A 20380-nucleotide genomic window follows, 5' to 3' on the forward strand; every position below is an offset into this window, starting at 1 on the left:
CTCTGGCGTGACCCGGTGCGCATCTGGCTAAACAAACACAAAGGGCCGAGGAAACCCGGCCCTGCTCAGATACGTCGTCCGGGCGTTGACCGCCCTTGTTCAGACAGCGCGCGTATAGGCGGATTCTGGGCGCAGCGCAAGCAGAAAGGCCCTTGTTGCAAGCCGACGCAGAATTCCGCTTGCGTTTTCCGGGCCAGCTACTCCTCCCAAATCCGAGCATCCCTCAGCAGCATGGCCTGCTCGATCGCATTCAAACGCGCCAGTGCGTCGGCCGGGGCCTTTGCCCCACCGGCTGCCTTCCAAATCTTGAGGGCCGAGTTCGGACTCCACAGCAAGCAGGCATTCGCAAGCCACTGACGCAACTCAGGCGGAAGGGTGTCATAGGCCTGCATCGCGGGGCGGTGCCGTCTCCGGCGGTTCAGGCGGCTGCGCAGATTGCGTCTTTGAATGGTCATGGGCATCGACTGTACCAATGCGAATTTTCAGAGCTGGAACTGGACCGAACAGAATGGGTTGGGGAAACGTCCCAACTGGCATGTTATGTTATTACGTAACATACTTTTGTTGCGCAACCCCGGATTGAGGTCAAAAAAGGCAGGGTTCTGCAACCCTGCCCTCAACCATTTCGAAGCTCTCAATATCAGCCGAAGCCGACAGACCTAGAACAGTTGCAGGTCTTTCTTGCCGCTTTGAATCTCGGCCAGGTTCGGCATGTTCTGGATGACCACCGGTTCGGGCGCGGCACCCGGCATCGGAACGGTCGGCTGTGCCGCCTTGGCCATCGCAAAGGTGGGTTGCTTGAGCTCTCCGCGAATGTCGCGCAGAAGGGTTTTGTGATCCGGCATCGCTTTCAGGATCTGCGCAAGGTCCACTTTCGCGCCCTTCCACCATTGGAACCAAATGTCCTTCCGCAATGGTCGAATGCGATCACGAATTCCAGTGCCATACCCCGTATCATAGACCTGCTTGCCCAGCAGAACCGTCTGATAGACGCGATGGTCAAACAGCGTTGCAAACTCGACATCGTGCTGCATCGGAAGGCGGTTCTTCCAAAGCTCGAGGTTTTCAGCAAGCCTGTCCGGCACCTTCATCTCGGTCCGCGCGTCGATCCAGTATTGATCATCGGTGCGATTGTTCAGCTTGTAATGCAGGCAAATGAAATCCAGCACCTCGTCATAGAGCTTGTTCATCTGACGATTGTACCTGTCCCTCAGTGAGGGTTCGATATCGCGGGTCGGCAAATGCTCGGCGAACCAGCGCACAGCATGGTCGACCATATGGATCGCAGTGCTTTCAAGCGGCTCGATGAACCCACCGGCCAGCCCGATTGCAACGCAGTTCTTCACCCACGCATTGCGAACGCGCCCGATCCGCATGGGGATCACCCGCGGCGTCGCGCCTTTGCCGCTGTCACCCAGCCACTCCAGATATTCGTCCGCCGCTTGATCATCCGTCCGGTGCGCGGATGAATACACGTATCCCGTACCCACACGGTTGTAGAGAGGCACGCGCCATGTCCAACCAGCGCCAAGTGCAGTCGATCGCGTGACGCTTTCGATCTTCCGCGGATTGGGGTGCTCGATCTGCAACGCCATGGCACGGTCGTTCGGCAGATAGTCCGAATAATCCATGAACGGCTCGCCCAGTGCCTGATTGATGATCAGGCCGCGGAAACCGGTGCAGTCCACGACCATTTCAATATCGTGGCGGCCTGCACGCTCAAGCATCAGATGGCTGACATTGCCCTGTTCATTTAACTCGACCGACTGCACCTCGTCGCGGATATGTTCGACGCCACGCTGCGTACAGACCCTTGTCAACATGCCTGCGAATTTTACGGCGTCCAGGTGATAGGCATAGCCAAACCGCTGCTCGAATTCGGGTTGCCCCAGAAGCCGCGCGCCCTTGCACAGCCGAGCCAGGTCATCATGCGGCGAGATGGACTGAGTGAAATCCCGGTCCCCGTTGCCAAACCGAAGGAAGTATTCGGCGGCCTCGAGGCCCTCCAGCATCTGGCCATGGGCAAATGGGTTCACATAGTCGATGCGTTTTCCCTTTGCGTCCTTGTTCCAGTTGCAGAATTTGACGCCCAACTTGAACGACGCATTGGTTTCGCGGAAAAAGTCTCGCTCGGAAATTCCAGCCTGCCGGAGCGTGACCGGCATACGCGGCACGGTCGCTTCACCAACGCCGACCGTGGCGATGTTCGGGCTTTCGATCAGGCAGATCCGCGGACGATCCTTGGGTGCTGAAGTGCGCGAAAACACCATCTCGAGAAGCAGCGCCGTCATCCAGCCGGCCGTACCGCCACCCACGATGGTGATTTTTTGCAAACGATTATTCATGTTGTTCTGTCCCTGTTGGCTGTGAGGATTATGCGGCCGCCTGCCCGTTTTTCCGGGCCTCGGTGGCGACCTCCCCTTATCGCTGAGGGAAACTATAGCAGCTTTCAGGCATCCAGCTAGGGCCAATGGCGGCATCAAGTAGGCCAAAACGGGCGCCTTTGCCAAAGCAACGTATGGTCACGACCTGCTTCCCTTGCACTGAACGGACAGCGATGACGGTTGAGCCTTCCGAGGCAGCCTCAGATGTCCTCGCCTTTCTTCAGAAGATCGTCGATCAGTTCGCGTTGCAGGTCATGGCTGTCGCCACCGCCGAACTCGGCCGCACCCCCGGAATAGAGAGTGCCATAGGTCAGGGCGATATTGACGGTCTGCGCCAGGCCCGAGATCAGTTGATCCTTGTTCAGCCGTGACAGCGGGTGGATGAACACGGCCCACAAGGTACCATTGGCGATCGCATAGCGCGCGTCCAGCGTACTGTCGAAATTGGCCTGCATCATGCGCTGCAAGTCTTCGGCCGAAAGCTCTGAGGTGCCGCTGATCGCAACCATTGCCCGCATCCGGTCGGCATGCACATCACTAACAACCAGCACCGGAACATCCGAAATCGTCATGGTAAAGCCCGGACCCTGCGGCTCGGCATCGGGGTCGAGGGCAAAGATGATCTTGCCCAGTCTCTCGTAGGTCATCGGTGGCTCGGCTTCCTGTGCCAACGCATGGCCGGCCAACAAAATCCAAATCAGGGCAAATCGGATCATCCGTTCTCTCAACCATAGACGCGTTCAGCCTAAGCGGGGACTGATCAACTGGCCAAACACAGCTTGGTGAGCCGGTTTGGCAGACTCCCGGCAAGTGCGAACGATCTGCAAGGTTTTCCGTTCGCCCTGCGATTACGCGTCCGCACGCCCGCATTTATCTGTTCAACACGGGTCGGCGCGCGTGCCGGCCACAACTGAACACGAAAGGAACACACAATGAAATCTGTTGTACTCAGCGCCCTTGTCGCCGTCCTGCCGATGATCGCCGCACCGGCTTTTGCGGCGGATGAGATCAATGTTTCGAACGGGATCTCGGCCGGCGGTGCGCCGCTGGCTGCTCACGGGGTCGATCTGGTTGCGCTGGTCACCGACGGCAACCCGGTCGAAGGGTTCGCCACGCATTCGGCCACCTATGACGGCGCGTCATACTACTTCACCTCGGCCGAGAACCGCGAAGCTTTCGAGGCCAACCCCGAAGCATACCTGCCGCAGCACGGCGGCTTCTGCTCGTATGGTGTTTCCGTGGGCAAGAAGTTCGATGGCGATCCGGATCAGTACCTGCTGGCCGATGGCAAGCTGTTCCTGTTTCTGAACGCGGCAACTCGCGCCAAGTTCCTCGAAGACGTGTCCGGCACCGCCAAGACTGCGGATGACCAGTGGGCGAATATCAAGTCGATTGCGGTCGGCGAACTGTAATCGGACTGTCGCCAAGCGCTGTCCGCGGTCTCACCTTGCCGCGGGCAGCTTTCCTTGAATAACCGCGACCGCCTTTTCCAGCGCGGCCTCGATGCTCAGGTCCGAAGTGTCCAGAATTACGGCATCGTAGGCCGGTTTCATCGGGGCCGTGTTGCGCTCGGCGTCCCGCGCGTCGCGCTCGCGGACATCGGCCAGAACCTGCGCGCGGGTTACATCCGCGCTTTTGTCTGCCAGTTCCAGATAGCGTCGCTCGGCGCGCACTTCGGGGCTGGCGGTGACGAACAGCTTCACCTCGGCCTCGGGGCAGATCACCGTGCCGATGTCCCGCCCGTCCAGCACCGCGCCGCCGGCCCGCCGGGCAAAGCTGCGCTGGAAATCGACCAGAGCTGCGCGCACCTCGGGGATCACCGCCACTTTCGACGCCGCCTGCGCGATTTCGGCGGTGCGCAGGTCGCCCTGCTCCAACTCCTCGGCCGTGAGGGACCGCGCCGCCTCGACCGGGTCGGTGCCGTCCAACGTGCGTCGGCCGACCGCGCGATAGAGAAGCCCCGTATCCAGATGCGCCAGACCGAAATGCGCAGCCACGGCCTTGGAGATCGTGCCCTTGCCCGCAGCGGCCGGGCCGTCGATGGCGACGGTAAAGCTCATGTGCGCTCGACCTTGGCACCCAGGCCCTTCATCAACGGCTCGAAGATCGGGAACGAGGTCGCGATGGGGCTGCCGTCATCGACCGAGACCGCCTGTTGCGCGCCCATGCCCATCACCATGAACGACATGGCGATGCGATGGTCCAGAAAGCTTTCGCAGGTGCCGCCGCCGGGAACGCCGCCGATGCCCAGCCCGTCGACCGACCACCAGTCATCGCCCTCGTCAACCGTGACGCCGTTGGCCCGCAAGCCACGCGCCATGGCGTCGATGCGGTCGCTTTCCTTGACGCGCAGTTCCTTGACGCCGCCCATCATCGTCTTACCGGTGGCGTTGGCCGCAACCACCGACAGCACCGGATATTCGTCGATCATCGAAGCCGCGCGTTCGGGCGGGACGTCGATGCCCTTCATGTCGGGCGAGTAACGCGCGCGCAGGTCGGCGACCGGCTCGCCGCCTTCCTCGCGCATGTTCTCATAGGTCAGATCGGCACCCATCTCACGCAGCGTGGTGAACAGGCCGGCGCGCGTGGGGTTCAGGCCGATGCCCGGCACCAAAACGTCCGATCCCGGCGTGATCAGCGCCGCGCAGACCGGGAAGGCCGCGCTGGAGGGATCGCGCGGAACGGCGATCACCTGCGGTTTCAACTCAGGCCGGCCGGTCAATGTGATGACCCGGCCTTCGTCGGTGTCCTCGACGGTGATTTCGGCGCCGAACCCGGCCAGCATTCGTTCGGAATGGTCACGGGTGGCTTCCTTCTCGATCACCACGGTCTTGCCGGGCGCGTTCAGGCCGGCCAGCAGAACGGCAGATTTCACCTGGGCCGAAGGCACAGGCACTTCGTACCAGACCGGCACCGGATCGGCCGCGCCGACGATGGTCATGGGCAGACGCCCGCCCGAACGGCCCACGGCCTGTGCCCCGAACAGGGCCAACGGATCGGTCACCCGCGCCATCGGGCGTTTGTTCAGGCTGGCGTCGCCGGTGAAGGTCGCGCTGATCGGGCTGGTCGCCATCGCGCCCATGATCAGGCGCACGCCCGTGCCCGAGTTGCCGCAGTCGATCACATGATCCGGCTCGGCAAAACCGCCCACGCCGACGCCATGCACCGTCCATTCGCCATTCCCGTGCGAGATCACCTCGGCCCCGAAGGCGCGCATCGCCTTGGCGGTGTCCAGAACGTCTTCGCCTTCCAGCAGGCCCGAGATCCGGGTCTCGCCCACGGCCATCGCCCCAAGGATCAGAGAGCGGTGCGAAATCGACTTGTCACCCGGCACTTCGGCCGTGCCGGTCAGCGGGCCGCAGGGATGCGAGGTCATCGGGATGGGCGTGCCGTGTCCGGACATGAGGGCTCCTTTTGCGCTATCAGTGCCCCTGCCGATTAGCGAATTGGCGCCGCAGCGTCCAGCCGCAATCACCCGTTGCGGCGGAAGGTCAGGTAGTGCGGCGTGCGGCCTTCACGCAGGGCCTTCTGCTCGTAGCGGGTGGAAATCCAGTCATCCCACGGCTTGCGCCAATCTTCGGGCCCCTCGGCCAGCCATTCGAAACCGGCGCCGGGTACCTCCTCGAGCGTCTGGCGGACGTAGTCCGGGATGTCGGTCGCCACGCGGAAAATCGCGCCGGGTTTCAACACACGTGCCAAGGGTTCCAGGTGCTCGGGCGTCACGAAGCGGCGGCGGTGGTGCCGCTTTTTGGGCCACGGATCGGGATAGAGCAGAAACGCGCGCGAGATGCTGGCATCGGGCAGCACGTCGAACAGGTCGCGCACATCGCCGGGATGCACCGCCAGGTTGGTCACTTCGGCCCGGCGGATCTTGCCCAATAGCATGGCCACGCCGTTGATGAACGGCTCGGCGCCGATGATACCGATATCGGGGTTCTGCTGCGCCTGATGCACCAGATGCTCGCCGCCGCCGAACCCGACCTCGAGCCATACCGGCTTGCCGTCGAACAGCGCGTTCAGGTCGATCGGGGTGCGGTCGGGGTTGCTGTCCCAATCCACCGCGCCGGGCGACAGGGCGGCCAGGTCCTCGGACAGATAGGTCTTTTGGCTGGGCTTCAGGGTCTTGCCCTTGAAGCGGCCATAGAAGTTTCTGCGGGGGCGTTCGGGTGACTGGGTGCTCATGCCGGTGCCCTTACTGCGGCGGCGTTGGCGTTGCAAGGGTCGGGCTGTGTCGGAGAGGCGACCTTCGAAACGGAAAAGGCCCGCCAAATCGGACGCGCCTTGCCGTGTTTGGTTCCCGATGCCGGCTCAGACAGCCTTTTTCAAGGCCTCAACCAGATCGGTCCGCTCCCAACTGAAGCCGCCGTCCGCACCCGGTTCGCGACCGAAATGCCCATAGGCCGCGGTGCGCTGGTAGATCGGCTTGTTCAGTTGCAGGTGTTCGCGGATGCCGCGCGGGGTCAGGTCCATCACCTGTCCGACCGCCTTCTCGATCTCGGCGTCGGCAACCTGTCCTGTGCCATGGGTGTCGGCGTAGATCGACAACGGCTTGGAAACGCCAATCGCATAGCTCAGCTGGATCGTGCAACGCTCGGCCATGCCGGCGGCCACGACGTTCTTGGCCAGATACCGCGCGGCATAGGCCGCCGACCGGTCGACCTTGGTCGGGTCCTTGCCCGAGAACGCCCCGCCGCCGTGCGGAGCCGCGCCGCCATATGTATCGACGATGATCTTGCGCCCGGTCAGGCCAGCATCCCCGTCAGGTCCGCCGATGACGAACTTGCCGGTTGGGTTCACATGCCATTCCGTCTGGTCGCTCAGCCAGCCATCGGGCAGAGACTCGCGGATGTAGGGCTCGACGATCTGGCGAATATCGTCCGAGGTCAGCGCCTCATCCAGATGCTGGGTGGACAGCACGACCGAACTGACACCGACTGGCCGCCCGTCACGGTAGATCACCGACAACTGCGATTTGGCATCGGGACCCAGAGCGGGTTCAGACCCGTTCTTGCGCACTTCCGCCAGACGGCGCAGGATGGCGTGCGCGTATTGGATCGGAGCCGGCATCAGGGCCGGGGTTTCGGTGGTGGCATATCCAAACATGATGCCCTGGTCACCGGCGCCTTCATCCTTGTCAGCAGACGCATCGACCCCTTGGGCGATGTGCGCCGACTGCTCGTGCAGCAGGTTCGTCACCTCGACCGTTTCGTGGTGGAACTTGTCCTGCTCGTAACCGATGTCCTTGATGCAAGCGCGGGCGATCTCTTCGATCTTGCCCATGTAGTCGTGCAGCTTTTCCTGATCCGACAGACCGACCTCGCCGCCGATGACCACCCGATCAGTGGTGGCAAAGGTTTCGCACGCGACGCGCGCTTCGGGCTCTTCATTCAGAAAGGCATCCAGGACCGCATCTGAAATTCGGTCGCACACCTTGTCGGGATGCCCTTCGGAAACGGATTCCGAAGTGAAAATGTAGTTCTGTCGGGACATGAAAGCGCTCCATTAAGATTTCCCCGTCACGCCAGGAAGCCGTTGTGACAGGCATTCGACGGGATACGCCCGAAGAAACAGAGGGTCAATCGGTAATTATGCCCTGCCAAACCGAACGTTGCGCCGAAACAGCAGCAGAAGCATCAACAATAGCCCAAGCGTCAGCCCGTCGCCGGTTCGCGCATACAGTGTTGGCGGCAATGGCGCCGGAAGATGAGCATCCACGAAACCCGCCTTTCCCAAAGGCAGGGACGCGACTACGTTGCCATAAGGATCGACCATCGCCGAAACACCGGTATTTGCCGACCGCGCCAGCGGCAGACCTTGTTCGATGGCCCGCATCCTTGCCTGCGCCAGATGCTGGAATGGTCCTGTACGTGTCCCGAACCAGGCATCATTGGTTATCTGCAGAAGGAAATCCGGACGCTGCGGTGCGGCCGAGACATCCTGCGGAAAGATCGCCTCGTAGCAGATCAGCGGCAGCGCCAGACCCAGCTTGCCGGCGTTCAGCATCGCCGCTCCGGGACCGGCGCTGAAGCCACTTCCGGTGGTCGCGGCCATACCGTGTATTCCGAACTTGCCCATCAGATCGCCAAAGGGGACATACTCGCCAAAGGGCACCAAATGATGCTTGTCGTACAGGCCGGTCTGGCGCCCCTGCTCGTCGAGGTAGATCATCGAGTTGTAGATGCGCGGCCCGTCTCCGCGTTGGATACCGAGGATGACGGGCGTTCCCCGAGCGGCCTCGGCAATCGCTTCCAGATAGGGACCCGCACTGCCCAGCCAAGCCGGAACCGACGTCTCGGGCCATACGATCAAGTCCGGACGCGGATCGGCGGCAGTGAATTCAATCTGTCGAGCAAAAAACAGCGGGGCAAAAGACGGGTCCCATTTCTGCTCTTGCGGCGCGTTGGGTTGGACCAGACGAACGATGTGACCGGTCTCTGCAACCTCTGGGCGGTTGCTGGCTTGAACCAGCGCCAAACCGGCAAAGATGACAACTGCCACGACGGGCCAAAGTAACGCCGAACCATTGCGAGGATCGGCGACAGCAGCGCCCAAGGGCAGGGCCAGCAAAAAGGTCGCGGCCCCCAGCCCATAAGGACCAACCCAAGCAAGGAGTTGCCCGGCCGGGGCGTCCACCCAAATCTGCGCCATTCCCGCCCATGGAAATCCGGTCAGAACATAGCCGCGCGCCATTTCAACCAGCGACAGGATCAGGGCCAGAACGATGGCCTGCCGCGGCCCCACCTCTCGGGTTCCGCGCGCGAACCAGAAAGCAAACGCCCAGAACAGGGCCAAGCCAGCAGCCATGAACACCAGCGCAAAAGGGGCCATCCAAGCATAACGCTCAGCGTCGATCTGAAAGGGCTCGATGATCCAGCTCAGGGCATTGGCGAAGTAACCGGTTGCGAAAGCCCAGCCCACCCACGCCGCGCGAGCGCGCGTGGAACTGGCCAGAAACAACGGCGCGACGGATGCAAGCGCAATGCAGGTGATTGTCCAATAGCCAAACGGCGACAAGCCAAAGGCCGCCAACGCTCCGAACATCGCGGCCAGTACCACGTGCAGCCAATGCGGCCACCGCAAGGCAGGATTCATGCAGCCATATCCGGCAGCATCACCCGCAGGCGCTTGATGCGCCGCGGATCCGCGTCGATAATCTCAAATTCGGGGCCTTCGGGGTGCAAAACCACCTCACCGCGAGCTGGAACCCGCCCCGACAGCATGAAGACCAGCCCGCCCAAGGTCTCGATCTCTTCCTCGTCCACGTCCTCGTGACTGGTCAGCGACCGGCCGATTTCGGCCTCGAATTCTTCAAGTGGGGCCTTGGCCTGAACGATATAGCACCCGGGCTTTTCTTGCACCCACAGCTGATTTTCGTCGGCGTCATGCTCATCGGCGATTTCTCCGACGACCTGTTCGATCAGATCTTCGATCGTGACAAGCCCGTCGACGCCGCCATATTCATCGATCACCAACGCCATGTGGCGGCGCTCGGTCTGCATCTTGGTCAGCAAAACACCGATCGGCATTGAGGGTGGGACGAACAGCAGCGGGCGGAGCATCGAGATCAGATCAAATTCCGCCGACCCACCGTTGAACCCATGCGTCAGCGCAAAATCCTTGAGGTGGACAAAGCCCAGCGGCGTGTCCAGCGTACCCTCATAGACCGGTACTCGCGACAGACCGCTATCCCGGAAGACCTGGGCCAGTTCCTCTTTGGTGATGGTCGAAGGCACAGACACGATATCAGCGGAAGGGATTGCCACATCCTCGACCCGCATGCGCCGCAGATTGATCATGCCGCGTGGCTGAGGGGTCACAACCTCATTCCCGTTCACGACGACTTCGGCGTCATCCTCGGCGGAAGAAAAAGCATCAAGAATACGAGAGAAAAGCCCGCTTTTCTCTTTGGTTTCATCGCTGCTCTGCGAGTGCGCGCTCTGCGCCGCTCCAGAACTGCCGTCAATATCGCCCATTTTCCTGTTCCAATAGATCGGGCACCAAGGCCCACATTACCCATTATATGGGTCATCAATACCCATTTTGCCAAGTATCTCGACCTCGGCACGTTCCATCAAAGTGGCGTCAAGGTCACGAATGTGATCATACCCCAGCAAATGCAACACTCCGTGAACCAGCAAATGGGTCACGTGGTCATCCATGGATTTCCCGGCCTCCTGAGCCTCGCGCCAACAAGTGTCATACGAAATCGCGATGTCACCAAGCGCGATGTCACCCGTGAAATCCGGCTGGGGCACAAGCGGTGTGCCGCCGGGCTGATCCGCAGCAAGGTCCTCAGCTGGCCAGCTCAGCACATTCGTCGGCGAAGGCTTTTCACGAAATTCAGCATTCAACTCGGCAATCCGGTTGTCGTCGCAGCCCAGCACGCTGACTTCGCACAAATCGGCATCCACACCGCAATGCGCCAGCGTCGCGGCCACGGCCTTGCGCGCCAATGGCTCAAGACCCTGCCAACGCGGGTCTTCGATCGTGATCTCCAAGTTCATCTCGTGACGCTCCGAGGCCGATTTGCCCAGGTCCGACGGTTCAACCCGTTTCCCGGCCCGAGTCGGCCTCATACGCCTCGATGATCGCTGCGACAAGCGGATGGCGCACCACGTCCTTGGATGTGAAGTAGTTGAAGCTGATATTCGGGATCGTCTTCAGCAACCGCTCGGCATCCGCAAGCCCTGAAGCCACGCCACGCGGCAGATCCACCTGCGACCGGTCGCCGGTGATCACCATCCGGCTACCCTCGCCCAAGCGCGTCAGGAACATCTTCATCTGCATCGTCGTGGCGTTCTGGGCCTCGTCCAATACAACGAAGGCATTGGCCAGAGTCCGCCCGCGCATGAACGCCAGCGGGGCGATTTCGATCCGCTTTTCCTCAATCAGCTTGGCCAGTTGCTTGCCAGGCAGAAAGTCATTCAACGCGTCGTATAGCGGCTGCATATACGGATCGACCTTGTCCTTCATATCACCGGGCAGGTAACCCAGCTTTTCGCCGGCTTCGACGGCTGGGCGGCTGAGGATGATTCGATCCACATGCCCGCCGATGAACATCGACACACCCACAGCCACGGCAAGGTAGGTCTTGCCCGTTCCCGCCGGGCCGATGCCAAAGGCGAGTTCGTTGTTGAACAGCGACTGCACATAAGCCTTTTGCGCGTCAGTGCGGGGTTCAACCAGCTTTTTTCGGGTCTTGATTTCGACAGTTCCACCCTTGAACATTTCAAGCTGGTCGCCATCACGCGAGCCGGTTCCGGCTTCGGAATTGCCCATCCGCAATTCGCGATCAACGTCGGCGGCTTCGACGTCGCGCCCGCCTTCCAGACGGGTGTAAAGGGCCTGCAAAACCTCGATCGCCTGCTTCTGAAGCTCGTCTTCGCCCATGACGACCAGTTGGTTGCCGCGGCGCACGATCTGAACGGACAGTTTCCGCTCGATCTCGGCCAGGTTGCGGTCGTATTCGCCGCAAAGATCAATCAACAATCGGTTGTCGGGGAATTCAACAAACGCCTCGTTCGCGGGCATTTCATCTTGCGGTGGGGTAAGGGCACCGATGGCCAATCCGTTCTCCTGTCTTGGCGTTGTCACCCCAAGCGTAGACAACAAGAGTCGGTCGGCGCAAGCCACAGAATCAAAAATCTGAGCAACTGATCGCAAATCGGTCAGGCGGAAGGGAATTCATGGCCTGGCGTGGTGAAATCTCAGGCCGGAATCCGCCGGCGGGATCAGAACTTGTAGTTCAACCCGACGCGAATCCCCTGGTAGCTGGGCGTGGACTTGGTCGAGAAGCCCGAGCCAAAATCGACGACCTTCGACTGGAACTGCACATATTCGAATTCGCCGGTGACGGACCAATTGTCGTTCAACTGATGCTCGGCCCCGATGCTGGCAACGAATCCGTTGCGTCGGTCATCGCTTGCGAAAGACTGAGTGGTGCCGCCGCTGGACAGGCTGTTGGTCGTTTCGATTTCACCCTGAACGAACCCGACGGTAACGAAATACAGAACCGAACCGCTGGGGTTGGTCAGTCCGTTCTTGAACCGCAGCGACAGCACATCCGATATCTCGGAACCGCCCTGAACGGTTGTGGTGCCTATCTGCGTCGTGGCACTGTCATCCAGCGAAGCGAAATCGTACGCGATCTCAAACCCGTAGACGTAATCGCGCCCGCCACGCGCAGGCAGCACACCGCGCCAACCGCCCCGTATCCCGCCATAGGCACCGCTCAGGTCAAGTTTGCCGATGGGAAAGGTGCCCGCATTGGTGGCCAGCCCGAACTGGTCTGTTCCGCCTGATCCATACCCGGCGCTGAACCCCAGATAGAAGGCGCTGACGTCTTTGGAGTAACGCTCCGGCCCCAACACGACCGGATCGGAAACGGCGCCGTCCAAATCCCCCGCATGAGTGGGAATACCTGCGCCTGCGGCCAGCAATAGGCCGACCAGAACACAGCCTACCCCTGTTTGTCGAATACCTGCCTGACGTGTCACTCGTACCCTCCATTGCGGTGCCCGGGCGACCCGAAGCCCCGCCGATGTAAAGCCCGAAGGCCACTTGAAACACGGCCCCGAGAAATCTGGCTATTCTCCGACCATAGTTCCAAGCGATAAATCAAGGGTAAATTTTGGAAACAAACGCCACGAGTGTTGCTTGAGCGGTGAAACGCGGCCCTGTCACAGCACCTCGCCGGCCAGTGAATTGGCGCCCGAGGCCGTGATCCGGACGTTGCGAAGATCTCCCGCCGAAAGATCGGCGCCGGAAACGTGGACAGCATGCAGATACTCGGACTTGCCAACCATCTGTCCGGCCAGACGCCCGGGTTTCTCAAACAGAACCCGGACTGTCCGACCAACCATCGCATCCTGGATCTCGCGCTGGTGCCGGGTGATCAGAGCCTGCAAGCGTTGCAGACGGTCGTCAGCTTCCTGCGGATCGACCTGCGGACGCTCGGCCGCAGGCGTGCCCGGCCGGGTCGAATACTTGAACGAATACGCATAGCCATAGCGGACCTGCTCGACCAGATCCAAAGTGGCCTGGAAATCCTCTTCGGTCTCTTCAGGGAAGCCCACGATGAAATCGCCGGACATCAGGATATCGGGGCGCGCCTCGCGGATCCGCTCGATCAGACGCAGATAGCTTTCGGCGGTGTGGCTGCGGTTCATCCGCTTGAGGATCTTGTCCGAGCCGGACTGTACCGGCAGGTGCAGATAGGGCATCAGCTTTTCGCAGGTGCCGTGCGCCTCGATCAGGTCGTCGGTCATGTCGTTGGGATGCGAGGTGGTGAACCGGATGCGTTCCAGCCCGTCGATCTTGTTCAATTCCCAGATCAACCCGGCCAAGGTCATGTCGCCATCGGGGCCGGCCCCGTGATAGGCGTTGACGTTCTGGCCCAGCAGCGTGATCTCGCGCACGCCGCGCTCAACCAGGTCCTGCGCCTCGCGCAGGATGCGATCGGCGGGGCGGCTGACCTCGGCCCCACGAGTATAGGGTACGACGCAGAAGGCGCAAAACTTGTCACAGCCTTCCTGCACGGTCAGAAACGCCGTCGGGCCGCGTTTGGCCTTGGGACGGTTCTTGAGTTTCTCGAACTTGTCCTCTTCGGGGAAATCGGTATCCAACGCCTTTTCGCCCGCACGCGCCTTGGCCTCCAACTCGGGCAGGCGGTGGTAGCTTTGCGGGCCGACGACCAGATCGACCAGCGGCTGCCGACGCATGATCTCTTCGCCCTCGGCCTGCGCCACACAACCGGCCACGCCGATCTTCAGATCGGGCTTTTCGGCCTTCAACCCCTTGAACCGGCCCAGTTCGGAATACACCTTCTCGGCCGCCTTTTCGCGGATGTGGCAGGTGTTCAGCAGGATCATGTCCGCATCTTCGGGCGACTGCGTTTCCACATAGCCCTGCCCGCCCAACGCCTCAGACATGCGTTCGCTGTCATAGACGTTCATCTGACAGCCATAGGTCTTGATATACAGCTTTTTCGGTTCGGACATGGGCTGGGCCTTTTGCGTTCGCTGGATCGGCGTCGTCTATACGCATCGAACGCCGCTTGCAATGCTGGCGCAATTACCCGAATTTGACGGGTATTTCCAGCAAGGCAGGCTACAAGCGGGCAATGAAATACGAATCCCTCGACCACTTTCTGAAATCGGGCCGGGCAGCGTTGACCAAGGGGCCGGTCGCATTGGTTTTTGCCGAAGACGATGTCGAGCTTGATGGGACCTTGCGCCATCACTTGGACTTGGGGTTCAAATCCGTGATCGTATTTGCACCGGCCCAGTTTTCGATCCTGCCTGAAATCTTGGACCGGGTGCACCGGGTCACGATGCGCTGCTCGCCCAGAAACGTGGTGTTCGACACCATAAATCGCGTCATTCAGGCGGCGCCAAACATCTGGCTGTACTACTGCTACAACTCGGAATACCTGTTCTTTCCGTTCTGTGAAACGCGCACGGTCGCAGAGATGCTGGCCTTTCACGCCGAGGAGCGGCGCGACGCGATGCTCTGCCACGTGATCGACATCTACGCCGACGACCTGTCCGCCTATCCCAACGGCGTGGCCCCGGATCATGCGATGCTGGACAGCACTGGATATTATGCTCATTCCCGGCACGACCGATCGGGACAACCGCTGGAGCGTCAATTGGATATGTCGGGTGGCCTGCGTTGGCGGTTCGAGGATCACATCCCGTATGAACGGCGCCGGATCGACCGGATCGCGCTGTTCAAAAGCTGCAAGGGTCTGACCCTCCAACCCGATCACACCTTTAACGAGCCCGAGTACAACACCTATGCCTGTCCCTGGCATCACAACCTGACGGCCGCAATCTGTTCGTTCCGCGCCGCCAAAGCGCTGAAAAGCAACGCGGGATCGACCTTTGACATTCCCAGTTTCCGCTGCCCGTCCTCGGTTCCTTTCCAATGGAACTCGCACCAGTTGCTGAACCTTGGCCTGATGGAACCTGGCCAGTGGTTCTGAGCGGGCCGGAACGGCTCAGCGATTGAGCAGAACCGGGAACCAGTCCTCGCGCAATCGTTGTCCAGCCCGCATGTCATGCCCCGGAAACGGCGGCGACGTCCGGCCCGGACGCTCGACATACCGGGCGTCATCCCCGACCAGCCGCAGCGAGAAGGCGCGGCGCCGGCTGTTCGACTGGTTTCCTCGGGCACCATGCAGGGTTCGAAAGTTGAAGGCGACCGCATCGCCGGGTTCCATGTCGAACTCAACGATCCGCATCCCTTCGGCCACGGGGTCTGGTACCGCGATGTACTGGCCCTCGTCAGGAAAGAAACCCTCCTCCGAAACCCAGCGCGTCGGCAACACTTCCTTTTCCCACAGGTGAGACCCCGCCACGCAACGCAGAGTCGCCTGCGTCACCGGGTCGAGCGGCGACCAGAAGCTTATCGTCTGACGCCCTTCCACAAAGTAATAGGGCCCATCCTGATGCCAGGGCGTGGCCATCGAGGTGCCGGGCTCCTTGACCAGAACGTGGTCGTGGAACATCTGGACCGAACGGGACTCCATCAGGTCGGCAGCGACCTCGGCAACCGGAGAGGCTTGAATGACCTGCCGAAACTCGGGGATACGAGACCAGTTACAGTAGTCGTCAAAGAAACGGCCGGTTTCGCCTTCTTTCTTGTTTTCCGACGCATATGGCCCGGGATCAGCCATGTTGCGTGCCACCCCTTCCCGCAAGGCATCAACGTGATCGGCGAACAGGCCCTTGACCAGAACAACCCCGTCATTGCGATAGGTTTCGATCATCTCCGGGGAAACAAGAGGGTGTGGCATGTTGGTCTCCGTCATTTGCTGAGACCGATTTGCACATGTCCGGCACCCCTGTTCAAATCATATCTTTCAAAATAAGCATTAACTCCATGTTATATATCACCTTGCGCCAGTACGAATATGTTTGCGCCATTGGGCGACACGGAAGCCTGTCCGCCGCGGCACAGCACCTGAACGTATCGCAACCTGCCCTTTCAAACGCGCTGACCCGGGTCGAAGAACACCTGGGCCATCCGCTGTTCTCGCGCCGACGCGGCGCGGCAATGTCGCTGACGCCTCAAGGACGCAAGTTCATCGACAAGGCCGAAGCCTTGCTGATGGGCGCTGCCCGGATCGAAAAGGCGAAAGCCCCGGTTGCCGGAACAAGCCGTTTGAAGTTGGGTTGTTTTGTGGATCTTGCGCCGTTCTTGCTGGCGCGGGCAATGCAGACGATCAGGGACACCCTTCCCGATATCGTTCTGACCCACGGCGTTGACACATTCGAAGGCTTGATCGGCGGATTGACCGACGGCCGTTTCGATCTGGCGCTCACCTACGACCTAGGCCTCGATGCCGGTTTCTCACGCCACAAGCTGCTGGACAGTACGCCAAACGCGCTGGTCAGTCCCGCGCACCCTTTGGCCGGGCAAGGCAGCGTTTCACTTGCCGAGCTTGAGCAATACCCGCTCATCCTGTCCAAAGAAGGTCTGTCAGCGCAGCATGTCTTGGGCCTGTTCCGGCGTCATGGGCTGCACCCCAGCGTGTCCTACCGCGCGGAATCGCTCGAGATCCAACGCAGTCTTGCGGCCCATTGTGAAGGGGTGGGCATCAGCTATGCCAGCCCGCAAAACGGCTTCAGCTATGATCGGATGCCGCTGCTGAGCCTGCCGATCACCGACCCCGATGCAACCGAGGCCGTGATTCTGGCTCGTCACGGCACCGGTCCTGCGGACACGACAGTCTCCGCTGCTGAACAGGCTCTGGTTAGGTCGCTTGGGAAACTGTGATCAGCGCTTTTTGCGCAGCCGGATTACGACGTCCACCGACGCGATCTCAACCCCGGCCGGTGCTTCGGGCAGACGCTGGATAACCAGTTGGTCGGACGGCGCATCGCTCAGGCGGCCCTCGTCCTCCCAGAAGAAATGCGGGTGGTCATGGGTGTTGGTGTCGAAATAGCTTTTCGAGCCGTCCACGGTGATTTCCTGCAGAACGCCGGCATCGCAGAAGGCACGCAGGGTGTTGTAGACCGTTGCAAGGGAAACGGCGTCGCCCTTGGTCTTGGCCGACTCGAACAGGCTTTCGGCGGTGACATGTCGGTGGCGGCCATCGCCCACCAGCAATTCGGCCAAGGCAACACGCTGGCGCGTCGGGCGCAGCCCAGCGTCAACCAACCAGTTCGTAGCGATGTCCCGACTTTGAGCTGTCATGAAACCATTACCCAATTTCCCCTGCCCCAATATATAAGTGCCGACCACCACCAATTTCAAATGAAATTCATTCGCAACCAACGGCTCCGGCGGGCCGGATGTGTTCGGGTGGTCTTGCAGGACCTTGCAAACGGGTGATAGACGAGGCCAGATTGAATAAACAGACCCCTGGCAGGAGACGCGGCAGAATGGCCCAATTCCCAAGCAGCTTTGACAAGGACGACCTGCTGAAATGCGCGCGCGGCGAACTCTTCGGCCCCGGAAATGCTCAACTTCCGGCTCCCCCGATGCTGATGATGGACCGCATCACCGACATTTCAGGCGACGGCGGCGCGCACGGCAAGGGGCATGTCGTGGCCGAATTCGACATCACACCGGACCTTTGGTTCTTCGATTGCCACTTTCCCGGAAACCCGATCATGCCGGGTTGTCTGGGTCTTGACGGACTGTGGCAGCTGACCGGTTTCAACCTCGGCTGGCGCGGCTGGCAGGGTCGCGGCTATGCGCTGGGTGTGGGCGAAGTGAAACTGACAGGCATGGTGCGCCCTGACCGCAAGATGCTGACCTATTACGTGGACTTCACCAAGGCAGTCCAGACCCGCCGCCTGACTATGGGTGTGGCGGATGGCCGGGTCGAAGCGGATGGCGAAGTCATCTATCAGGTCAAGGACATGAAGGTTGCATTGTCGGAAAGCTGACCCCAGCTGACTGACAGTCAACAGGGAATGGAACACAGGAGAACGCAAATGCGTCGCGTCGTCGTCACCGGTTTGGGGGTTGTCTCTTCCATCGGGAACAATGCCGAAGAGGTTCTGGCCTCGCTCAAGGCGGGTAAGTCCGGCATCGAGGCCAGCGAGCAGATGGTCGAGCACGGCTTCCGCAGCCAGGTCGCAGGGACGCTCAAGATCGATGTGTCGGAACAAGTCGACAAGCGCACTTTGCGGTTCATGGGACCAGGCGCCGCGTATGCCCATATCGCGATGAGCCAGGCAATCGCTGACGCGGGGCTGAGCGAAGATCAGGTCGTCAATCCGCGTACCGGTCTTGTTGCCGGGTCCGGTGGACCGTCCACCAGCGCCATGCTGACCGCACACCAGACTGTTCTAAAAACCGGCGCAACCAAGCGCATCGGACCGTTTGCCGTTCCGAAATGCATGTGCTCGACGATCTCGGCCAACCTGGCGACTGCGTTCAAGATCAAGGGCATCAACTACTCGATCACCTCGGCCTGTTCGACGTCGTTGCATTGCATCGGAAACGCGGCTGAGCAGATCATGCTGGGCAAACAGGACGTGATGTTCGCCGGTGGCGGCGAAGAACTGGACTGGACCTTGTCCTGCCTGTTCGATGCGATGGGTGCGATGTCGTCGAAATACAACGACACCCCCGAAAGAGCCTCGCGCGCGTTCGATCAGAACCGCGACGGGTTCGTGATCTCGGGCGGCGGCGGCATCGTCGTTCTGGAAGAGCTGGAACATGCTCTGGCCCGCGGCGCGAAGATCTATGCCGAGGTGACGGGCTATGCCGCAACCTCGGACGGGCACGACATGGTCGCGCCCTCGGGAGAAGGTGGAGAGCGCGCGATGCGCCTGGCCTTGTCCACCCTGCCCGAAGGTCGCAAGGTCGGCTACATCAACGCGCACGGGACCTCGACACCGGTCGGGGATGTGGGCGAAGTCGAAGCCGTCCGCCGGATTTTCGGCGAGGGCAATGTGCCGCCGATCTCCTCGACCAAGTCGATGACCGGCCACGCTCAGGGTGCTGCCGGCGCGCTCGAGGCGATTTTCTGCCTCTTGATGCTGCAGCATGATTTCATTGCGCCGTCGATCAATGTCGACACGCTGGCCGAAGGCATCCAGCCCGGCGAAATTGCAACTGAGGTTGTTGAAAACGCAGGTTTGGACAGTGTCATGACCAACAGCTTCGGCTTTGGTGGCACCAACGGTTCCATGATTCTGTCCAAGTATAACGGGTGATTATGATGTCGGATTCTATGAAGGGTAAGCGCGGGCTGATCATGGGCGTCGCCAATGATCGGTCGATCGCCTGGGGCATTGCCAAGGCCATGCACGAGGCGGGCGCTGAACTGGCATTCACCTACCAGGGCGAGGCTTTCGGAAAACGGCTGGAACCGCTTGCACAGAGCCTGGGCAGCGACTTCATGGTCGATGCGGACGTGACCGATGACGCATCGCTGGACCGGGCCTTCGACGAACTGGCCGCCCGTTGGCCAACGATTGATTTCCTCGTCCACGCCATCGCCTACTCGGACAAGACCGAGCTGACCGGGCGGTTCCTGAACACCACGCGGGCGAATTTCAAGCACTCGCTGGATGTCTCGGCCTATTCATTCATCGAAGTGGCCCGTCGCGCCTATCCGATGATGAAGGAAAACGGCGGGACGCTGCTCACCCTGACCTATCAGGGTTCGAACAAGGTCGTGCCGAACTACAATGTTATGGGTGTTGCAAAGGCTGCCCTAGAATCGGCGACGCGCTATCTTGCAAATGATCTGGGCCCCGACGGGATCCGGGTCAACGCCATCTCGCCCGGACCGATGAAAACCCTGGCCGGCGCGGCCATCGGGGGGGCTCGCAAGACCTACAAGTTCTGCGACCAGAACGCCCCACTGCGATCGAACGCCACGCTCGAAGCGGTTGGCGGCACGGCCGTTTACCTTGCGTCGGACGCGGGGGCCTGCACCACCGGTGAAATCATTCGCGTAGACGGCGGTTTCCACATCCTGGGAATGCCACAGCCCGACTTCATGTGACGCGATCTTTCCCTGTCGTTGC

At 60.9% G+C, this 20380-nt stretch carries 21 protein-coding genes and 1 riboswitch; of the genes, 6 read left to right on the forward strand and 15 right to left on the reverse strand.

The features are described 5' to 3' along the window. Nucleotides 1-197: 197 nt before the first annotated feature. The 3 genes from ACR3EL_RS13115 to ACR3EL_RS13125 form a co-directional block, all read right to left on the reverse strand. Nucleotides 198-455, reverse strand: a complete 258-nt coding sequence (locus ACR3EL_RS13115) for a DUF6525 family protein (RefSeq protein WP_480721880.1) — start codon at nt 453-455, stop codon at nt 198-200. Between the two features lie 204 nt (nt 456-659). Further along, the gene (locus ACR3EL_RS13120; protein ID WP_170339897.1) at nt 660-2345 is read right to left on the reverse strand and encodes a tryptophan halogenase family protein; all 1686 of its coding nucleotides are present in this window, start codon (nt 2343-2345) and stop codon (nt 660-662) included. 239 nt (nt 2346-2584) lie between these two features. Continuing rightward, the gene (locus tag ACR3EL_RS13125) at nt 2585-3100 is read right to left on the reverse strand and encodes a hypothetical protein (RefSeq protein ID WP_170367901.1); all 516 of its coding nucleotides are present in this window, start codon (nt 3098-3100) and stop codon (nt 2585-2587) included. Between the two features lie 216 nt (nt 3101-3316). On the opposite strand from ACR3EL_RS13125, the gene ACR3EL_RS13130 reads away from it, so the two are divergent. Next, entirely contained in the window at nt 3317-3796 is a 480-nt protein-coding gene (locus ACR3EL_RS13130) for a YHS domain-containing (seleno)protein (RefSeq protein WP_170339893.1), read from the forward strand. A gap of 30 nt (nt 3797-3826) precedes the next feature. On the opposite strand, the gene ACR3EL_RS13135 is transcribed toward ACR3EL_RS13130, so the two are convergent. The 10 genes from ACR3EL_RS13135 to miaB all read right to left on the reverse strand — a co-directional run bounded on the left by ACR3EL_RS13135 (nt 3827) and on the right by miaB (nt 14383). After that, nucleotides 3827-4444, reverse strand: a complete 618-nt coding sequence (locus ACR3EL_RS13135; RefSeq protein WP_170339891.1) for a (d)CMP kinase — start codon at nt 4442-4444, stop codon at nt 3827-3829. Further along, nucleotides 4441-5787: a 3-phosphoshikimate 1-carboxyvinyltransferase gene (aroA, locus tag ACR3EL_RS13140; protein WP_170339889.1), complete on the reverse strand. Its 1347-nt coding sequence runs from the start codon at nt 5785-5787 to the stop codon at nt 4441-4443. Before aroA ends, ACR3EL_RS13135 begins: the two co-directional genes overlap by 4 nt. Nucleotides 5788-5855: 68 nt before the next feature. Continuing rightward, nucleotides 5856-6566, reverse strand: coding sequence for a tRNA (guanosine(46)-N7)-methyltransferase TrmB (gene trmB, locus ACR3EL_RS13145; RefSeq protein ID WP_170339887.1), 711 nt, complete (start codon nt 6564-6566; stop codon nt 5856-5858). A gap of 126 nt (nt 6567-6692) precedes the next feature. Then, on the reverse strand, nt 6693-7874 hold the full coding sequence (gene metK / locus ACR3EL_RS13150; protein WP_093964594.1) for a methionine adenosyltransferase: 1182 nt from the start codon (nt 7872-7874) through the stop codon (nt 6693-6695). 5 nt (nt 7875-7879) lie between these two features. After that, a riboswitch (SAM-SAH riboswitch) is annotated at nt 7880-7928 on the reverse strand. A gap of 42 nt (nt 7929-7970) precedes the next feature. Further along, entirely contained in the window at nt 7971-9476 is a 1506-nt protein-coding gene (gene lnt, locus ACR3EL_RS13155; RefSeq protein WP_480721885.1) for an apolipoprotein N-acyltransferase, read from the reverse strand. Beyond that, nucleotides 9473-10357, reverse strand: coding sequence for a hemolysin family protein (locus tag ACR3EL_RS13160; RefSeq protein ID WP_093964592.1), 885 nt, complete (start codon nt 10355-10357; stop codon nt 9473-9475). Before ACR3EL_RS13160 ends, lnt begins: the two co-directional genes overlap by 4 nt. Before the next feature lie 36 nt (nt 10358-10393). Beyond that, nucleotides 10394-10888, reverse strand: coding sequence for an rRNA maturation RNase YbeY (gene ybeY / locus ACR3EL_RS13165; RefSeq protein ID WP_170339884.1), 495 nt, complete (start codon nt 10886-10888; stop codon nt 10394-10396). A gap of 40 nt (nt 10889-10928) precedes the next feature. After that, nucleotides 10929-11951, reverse strand: coding sequence for a PhoH family protein (locus ACR3EL_RS13170; protein WP_093964591.1), 1023 nt, complete (start codon nt 11949-11951; stop codon nt 10929-10931). Nucleotides 11952-12115: 164 nt separating this feature from the next. Next, entirely contained in the window at nt 12116-12880 is a 765-nt protein-coding gene (locus ACR3EL_RS13175) for an outer membrane protein (protein ID WP_170339874.1), read from the reverse strand. Nucleotides 12881-13063: 183 nt separating this feature from the next. Further along, nucleotides 13064-14383 (reverse strand): tRNA (N6-isopentenyl adenosine(37)-C2)-methylthiotransferase MiaB, encoded by a 1320-nt coding sequence (miaB, locus tag ACR3EL_RS13180; RefSeq protein ID WP_170339872.1) that lies wholly within the window; start codon nt 14381-14383, stop codon nt 13064-13066. 122 nt (nt 14384-14505) lie between these two features. Here miaB and ACR3EL_RS13185 point away from each other — a divergent pair, with 122 nt between their 5' ends. Continuing rightward, entirely contained in the window at nt 14506-15369 is an 864-nt protein-coding gene (locus ACR3EL_RS13185) for a glycosyltransferase family 2 protein (RefSeq protein ID WP_480721889.1), read from the forward strand. Nucleotides 15370-15384: 15 nt separating this feature from the next. Here the strand turns inward: ACR3EL_RS13185 and ACR3EL_RS13190 are convergent, their stop codons facing one another. Continuing rightward, entirely contained in the window at nt 15385-16182 is a 798-nt protein-coding gene (locus tag ACR3EL_RS13190) for a phytanoyl-CoA dioxygenase family protein (RefSeq protein ID WP_170339868.1), read from the reverse strand. Nucleotides 16183-16268: 86 nt separating this feature from the next. On the opposite strand from ACR3EL_RS13190, the gene ACR3EL_RS13195 reads away from it, so the two are divergent. Beyond that, nucleotides 16269-17165 carry a LysR family transcriptional regulator gene (locus ACR3EL_RS13195; protein WP_480721891.1) on the forward strand — a complete coding sequence of 299 codons (897 nt, stop codon included), beginning with the start codon at nt 16269-16271 and terminating at the stop codon, nt 17163-17165. Here the strand turns inward: ACR3EL_RS13195 and irrA are convergent, their stop codons facing one another. Continuing rightward, nucleotides 17166-17585, reverse strand: coding sequence for an iron response transcriptional regulator IrrA (irrA, locus tag ACR3EL_RS13200; RefSeq protein ID WP_093964586.1), 420 nt, complete (start codon nt 17583-17585; stop codon nt 17166-17168). Between the two features lie 188 nt (nt 17586-17773). Between irrA and fabA the strand changes: the two genes are divergently transcribed. The 3 genes from fabA to ACR3EL_RS13215 are packed head-to-tail and all read left to right on the forward strand — an operon-like array spanning nt 17774 to nt 20358. Beyond that, nucleotides 17774-18283, forward strand: a complete 510-nt coding sequence (fabA, locus tag ACR3EL_RS13205; RefSeq protein WP_093964585.1) for a bifunctional 3-hydroxydecanoyl-ACP dehydratase/trans-2-decenoyl-ACP isomerase — start codon at nt 17774-17776, stop codon at nt 18281-18283. A gap of 48 nt (nt 18284-18331) precedes the next feature. Next, nucleotides 18332-19561 carry a beta-ketoacyl-ACP synthase I gene (fabB, locus tag ACR3EL_RS13210; RefSeq protein ID WP_480721893.1) on the forward strand — a complete coding sequence of 410 codons (1230 nt, stop codon included), beginning with the start codon at nt 18332-18334 and terminating at the stop codon, nt 19559-19561. Between the two features lie 5 nt (nt 19562-19566). Then, nucleotides 19567-20358: an enoyl-ACP reductase FabI gene (locus tag ACR3EL_RS13215; protein WP_093965010.1), complete on the forward strand. Its 792-nt coding sequence runs from the start codon at nt 19567-19569 to the stop codon at nt 20356-20358. Nucleotides 20359-20380 lie beyond the last annotated feature (22 nt).

Source organism: Ruegeria sp. BJ3, assembly GCF_056535665.1.

Bases quoted from the DNA above. Each gene is read 5' to 3' on its own strand.
- ACR3EL_RS13115 (WP_480721880.1), bottom strand. From the start codon at position 455: ATGACCATTCAAAGACGCAATCTGCGCAGCCGCCTGAACCGCCGGAGA.
- ACR3EL_RS13120 (WP_170339897.1), bottom strand. From the start codon at position 2,345: ATGAATAATCGTTTGCAAAAAATCACCATCGTGGGTGGCGGTACGGCC.
- ACR3EL_RS13125 (WP_170367901.1), bottom strand. From the start codon at position 3,100: ATGATCCGATTTGCCCTGATTTGGATTTTGTTGGCCGGCCATGCGTTG.
- ACR3EL_RS13130 (WP_170339893.1), top strand. From the start codon at position 3,317: ATGAAATCTGTTGTACTCAGCGCCCTTGTCGCCGTCCTGCCGATGATC.
- ACR3EL_RS13135 (WP_170339891.1), bottom strand. From the start codon at position 4,444: ATGAGCTTTACCGTCGCCATCGACGGCCCGGCCGCTGCGGGCAAGGGC.
- aroA (WP_170339889.1), bottom strand. From the start codon at position 5,787: ATGTCCGGACACGGCACGCCCATCCCGATGACCTCGCATCCCTGCGGC.
- trmB (WP_170339887.1), bottom strand. From the start codon at position 6,566: ATGAGCACCCAGTCACCCGAACGCCCCCGCAGAAACTTCTATGGCCGC.
- metK (WP_093964594.1), bottom strand. From the start codon at position 7,874: ATGTCCCGACAGAACTACATTTTCACTTCGGAATCCGTTTCCGAAGGG.
- lnt (WP_480721885.1), bottom strand. From the start codon at position 9,476: ATGAATCCTGCCTTGCGGTGGCCGCATTGGCTGCACGTGGTACTGGCC.
- ACR3EL_RS13160 (WP_093964592.1), bottom strand. From the start codon at position 10,357: ATGGGCGATATTGACGGCAGTTCTGGAGCGGCGCAGAGCGCGCACTCG.
- ybeY (WP_170339884.1), bottom strand. From the start codon at position 10,888: ATGAACTTGGAGATCACGATCGAAGACCCGCGTTGGCAGGGTCTTGAG.
- miaB (WP_170339872.1), bottom strand. From the start codon at position 14,383: ATGTCCGAACCGAAAAAGCTGTATATCAAGACCTATGGCTGTCAGATG.
- ACR3EL_RS13185 (WP_480721889.1), top strand. From the start codon at position 14,506: ATGAAATACGAATCCCTCGACCACTTTCTGAAATCGGGCCGGGCAGCG.
- ACR3EL_RS13190 (WP_170339868.1), bottom strand. From the start codon at position 16,182: ATGCCACACCCTCTTGTTTCCCCGGAGATGATCGAAACCTATCGCAAT.
- ACR3EL_RS13195 (WP_480721891.1), top strand. From the start codon at position 16,269: ATGTTATATATCACCTTGCGCCAGTACGAATATGTTTGCGCCATTGGG.
- irrA (WP_093964586.1), bottom strand. From the start codon at position 17,585: ATGACAGCTCAAAGTCGGGACATCGCTACGAACTGGTTGGTTGACGCT.
- fabA (WP_093964585.1), top strand. From the start codon at position 17,774: ATGGCCCAATTCCCAAGCAGCTTTGACAAGGACGACCTGCTGAAATGC.
- fabB (WP_480721893.1), top strand. From the start codon at position 18,332: ATGCGTCGCGTCGTCGTCACCGGTTTGGGGGTTGTCTCTTCCATCGGG.
- ACR3EL_RS13215 (WP_093965010.1), top strand. From the start codon at position 19,567: ATGTCGGATTCTATGAAGGGTAAGCGCGGGCTGATCATGGGCGTCGCC.